Origin of the sequence: Clostridium sp. HV4-5-A1G (assembly GCF_900184915.1) — a bacterium.
GTDB classification, from domain to species: domain Bacteria; phylum Bacillota; class Clostridia; order Clostridiales; family Clostridiaceae; genus Clostridium_B; species Clostridium_B aromativorans.
This window is the reverse complement of record NZ_FXYI02000233.1, coordinates 1-4,269: the sequence shown is the minus strand read 5'-3', so window position 1 is coordinate 4,269 and position 4,269 is coordinate 1. Positions and strand designations below refer to the sequence as shown.

Annotated in this window: 2 protein-coding genes; one reads left to right on the top strand and one right to left on the bottom strand. The window is 34.9% G+C overall.

The window, feature by feature from the left end:
- The first annotated feature begins 544 nt into the window (after positions 1-544).
- A complete protein-coding gene (locus J5G60_RS19095) occupies positions 545-2,653 on the top strand; it encodes an exosporium glycoprotein BclB-related protein (RefSeq protein ID WP_150358953.1) in 2,109 nt (702 codons plus the stop codon).
- Positions 2,654-2,734: 81 nt separating this feature from the next.
- Here J5G60_RS19095 and J5G60_RS16815 read toward each other — a convergent pair whose 3' ends face one another.
- Positions 2,735-4,213 carry a hypothetical protein gene (locus J5G60_RS16815; RefSeq protein ID WP_150358954.1) on the bottom strand — a complete coding sequence of 493 codons (1,479 nt, stop codon included), beginning with the start codon at positions 4,211-4,213 and terminating at the stop codon, positions 2,735-2,737.
- Positions 4,214-4,269: the final 56 nt, after the last annotated feature.

Below are 4,269 nucleotides of genomic sequence, written 5' to 3'. Positions count from 1 at the left end.
TTTTATAACTTATTAACAAAAATTTCTTATCTAAATTTAATCTTAAAAAAGTATCAATAGTAAAGATTCTCTGATTTACAAATTTTCTAAGTGGCATTTTAAGAGATATGTTAGTCAATTTTTATAAATATCGGCTTGTATATACTTGTTATATATTATTAAAATTATATACCTGTACTCTTATTTTGTCAACGATTTCAGATAATTTATAGGAAGTTCCCCTCTCATATATTTATTGAATATATTTTTAGTCTTAATTCCTTTTTTGTAAAATATATGTACATTAGTTTGGTATATATTTAACAAACATAGATATACTAAAAGGATCTTAAAACTCTTATTTTATTCTGAATAACTAAATTTATATCAATTTGTCATTATAGTACTATAAAATACCTACATTACCATTAAAATTCTACTTACTACAAAACTACAAAATGTAACCAAAGCCTATATAATTCCATATATTATAATTAACCAAATATTAAACTATACAACTTTTTCATTACAACAGAATAATACTCGAAAATGAGGAGGCAATCTTATGGCTATTTTTACAGTTTATCCTACTGATGATGTATATATATCAGAATTTTTTCCAAATACAAATTTTATCTCATCACCAGCTTTATATAGCGGAGAGTACACCCAATATAATGGATGTCCAGATGCATATGCAAGTTTACTAAAATTTAACATTGAAGATTCAATACCAAACGGATCTGTAATATCAAATGCCTATCTAAATATTTACGTAAATAGAAAAAATAAGCTTGATTGCAAGTATCCCTGCCAATCCATAACTGTCTACAATAACTTAAATAATTTTAGAGGAAATACGGTTACATGGAATACTGCACCCGATATTTCTATAACTCCATATAAAAAAACAATATCTGATACAGATGTGGGAACATTCATAAAAATAGATATAACAAATTTAGTAATTAATTGGCACAACAACACTCTTGCAAATAATGGTATAACTTTAGTTGGAATAGAAAATATCGTAGATAGCTTAATTGGATACGATAGTAGTAGAACTCCTAATTCACCTTATATATTAATAAAATATACCTGTAATTCACCATCTCCAGACTATAAACCTTGCCCTCCTGATCCTGAATGTAAGCCTGGATGTCCTGGTCCTCAAGGCCCTAAAGGTCCACAAGGTGATCCTGGTTGCCCTGGTCCACAGGGTCCTCAAGGTAAGCCCGGATGTCCTGGCCCTCAGGGCCCGCAAGGTCCGCAAGGTGATCCCGGTTGCCCTGGCCCTCAAGGTCCTCAAGGTAGACCTGGATGTCCCGGCCCACAGGGTCCGCAGGGTCCTAAAGGTGATAAAGGTGATCCTGGTTGCAAAGGTAAACCTGGATGTCCTGGCCCTCAAGGTCCTCAAGGTCCTAAAGGCTGCAAGGGTGATCCTGGCGCTCAAGGCCCTAAAGGTGACAAAGGTGATCCCGGTGCTCAGGGTCCTAAAGGCTGCAAAGGCGATCCTGGATGTCCTGGCCCTCCAGGTCCACAAGGCCCTAAGGGCTGCAAAGGTGATCCTGGTATTCAAGGTCCTCAGGGTCCTAAAGGCTGCAAGGGTGATCCTGGCTGTCCTGGCCCTCCAGGTCCACAAGGCCCTAAAGGCTGCAAGGGTGATCCCGGTATTCAAGGTCCTCAGGGTCCTAAAGGCTGCAAGGGTGATCCCGGTGCTCAGGGTCCTAAAGGTGACAAGGGTGATCCTGGATGCCCTGGCCCTCAAGGTCCACAAGGCCCTAAGGGGTGCAAAGGTGATCCTGGTATTCAAGGTCCTAAAGGTGACCCAGGGTGTCCTGGTCCTCAGGGTCCTCAAGGCAGGCCTGGATGTCCTGGCCCTAAAGGCCCCAAAGGTGATCCTGGATGCCCTGGTCCTCAAGGCCCCAAAGGTGATCCTGGATGCCCTGGCCCTCAAGGCCCTCAAGGTAAACCTGGCTGCCCTGGCCCTCAGGGTCCTCAAGGGAAACCCGGCTGCCCTGGTCCTCAAGGTCCCAAAGGTGATCCTGGATGCCCTGGTCCTCAAGGCCCTCAGGGTAAACCCGGTTGTCCCGGCTCACAAGGCCCTAAAGGCGACAAAGGAGATCCTGGTGCTCAAGGTCCTCAAGGCCCCAAAGGCGATCCCGGACATGGTTCTATCATTCCATTTGCATCAAATGATCCAGTTATGTTAACTACTTTTTCAAATGGAACAGTTAACACGGTAAGTCTGATAGGATTTGGAAATTCAATCAACAATATTAATATTTATAAAGGTAAAATTTATCTCGGTGGAATTGGAAATATAGCTTTCTCTATACCTCGAAATGGAGTTATAACTTCAATATCGGCATATTTCAGCACTAGCAATTCATTTTCATTAGGAGATGGCTCAGCAACTATTAAGGCACAATTATACAGTTCAAATACTCCAAATAATAGTTTTGCACCAATTCCAGGTGCCAGCGTTATACTGCCACCTATAACTGGGCAAGTTGTTGATATTGATACTATTACAAATAATATTAATACTAATTTAAATATACCAATTGATTCACAAGCTCGTTTATTAATGGTATTTTCAATAACAACATCAGGTATTTTCTGCAGTAGTATAATAGAAGGTTATGCAAGCGCAGGTATTACTATAGAGTAAGGTAACATTTTTAAAACCATCAATAAATTTATTCTTCAAAAATTTAGGGAAGTTTGTTCTATTCAAACTTCCCTTCAACATTTATAAGCCATGATCTTTTTTCCCAAATAATTTTGCCACGAATGACTGATTCTTTTCAGTTTCCAATTGATCCTTAAGTTTTTTATTCTCTTCAATCAGATAATCCACCTTTTTCTTTAGTAACTGATTATTTTTTTCTTTCTCCTCTAATTTATCCTGTACACTCTTTGTAATTATTTGCTGACTTGAAAACTGACGTTTTACTTCATCCATTTGTTTTTCGATATTTTTTTTGACCTCCATAAAAAAATTTAAATTTTCTTCTAATCTCTTTTTCTGTTCAATAATTCTAGAAAGTTTATTTTCATATTCATCTGCAACATGTTTTTTATTTTGTAAATAAACACTAAAAGAATCAATCTTCTCCTTAAGGATAATATTCTCATGACAAATACTTTTAAATTTTTCCTTTATTTCTTCAATGCTTTCATCCTCTTGGCCAATATTCAAGCTTTCGCCGCTTACCTCTTCTTTCAACAACTTTATAATATTTTCTGCCAAATCTGCAGGCGAAAAAACAAATAATCCATCTTTTTCTGTTCCATAAACTATATATGACTGTTTACTTTCTCTAATATTAATAAAATTATATATCTTAATTTCAGTTTTTGAATCTTTATTGAAGGGAATATGTCGACTCCATTTTCCAAATCTGTAACTTGAGCAAAGCACATTATTATTTTCTTGCCAACAAATAAAAAGTTTATTATTTTCATAAAATATGATTGGTTCAATAGGTTTTATTTTGCTTTTATAAACTTCACACTTTTTCATATAAATGTCACTTTCAATACAAACATGTTCAAGTAAATATGTTGATCCTTCTTTAGTCCTATTAATTATATTAAACATACCAGAATCACTCGCCACTTTGAACAATATATTATCGCCTTGTAATCCATAAAGCCTCTTATCCGAAGTCCATAAATTGCTTTCATATTTACAATAAGATAATGATATTTCATCTCCACTATCTGAAAGGAAAAAGACATTAATGCAATCATTATTGCCTATTTCTATATCATAGTATTTGTCAACTTTACTCGATAAAACTATATTCTGAATAGTGTAAAATTTTATTTCTTTTCCATCCCATATGTAATGCTTTAAAATTCCATGTTTACTACCATCAAATGCTTTAAGCAAATAAAAAAAATTTAATTTACCCTTTAAAATTACAGCTTTTAAGCTTTCAATTTTAAACTGATTTTTATCTATATGATAAAGTAACCTTCCGAACCATTTACCATCCTTCATAGTACAATATCTCATCTCATATTTCTTGTTAACATATATAATATGAATCATTTCATCTTCAACACAGACAGCGAATTCAATTACTTCCACATCAATAAATTTCTCTTTTGTCCATTTCCCCTGATCATGTATCAATTTATACATCAATACATCAGTATCGTTTAAATAGATTTTCCACATATCATTATTGATATTAAATATCCACGGATATATATTTGCCATAATATCTTTCACCCCTTTAAATTATATTTTTGTTAATATAATTTATAACCCACATT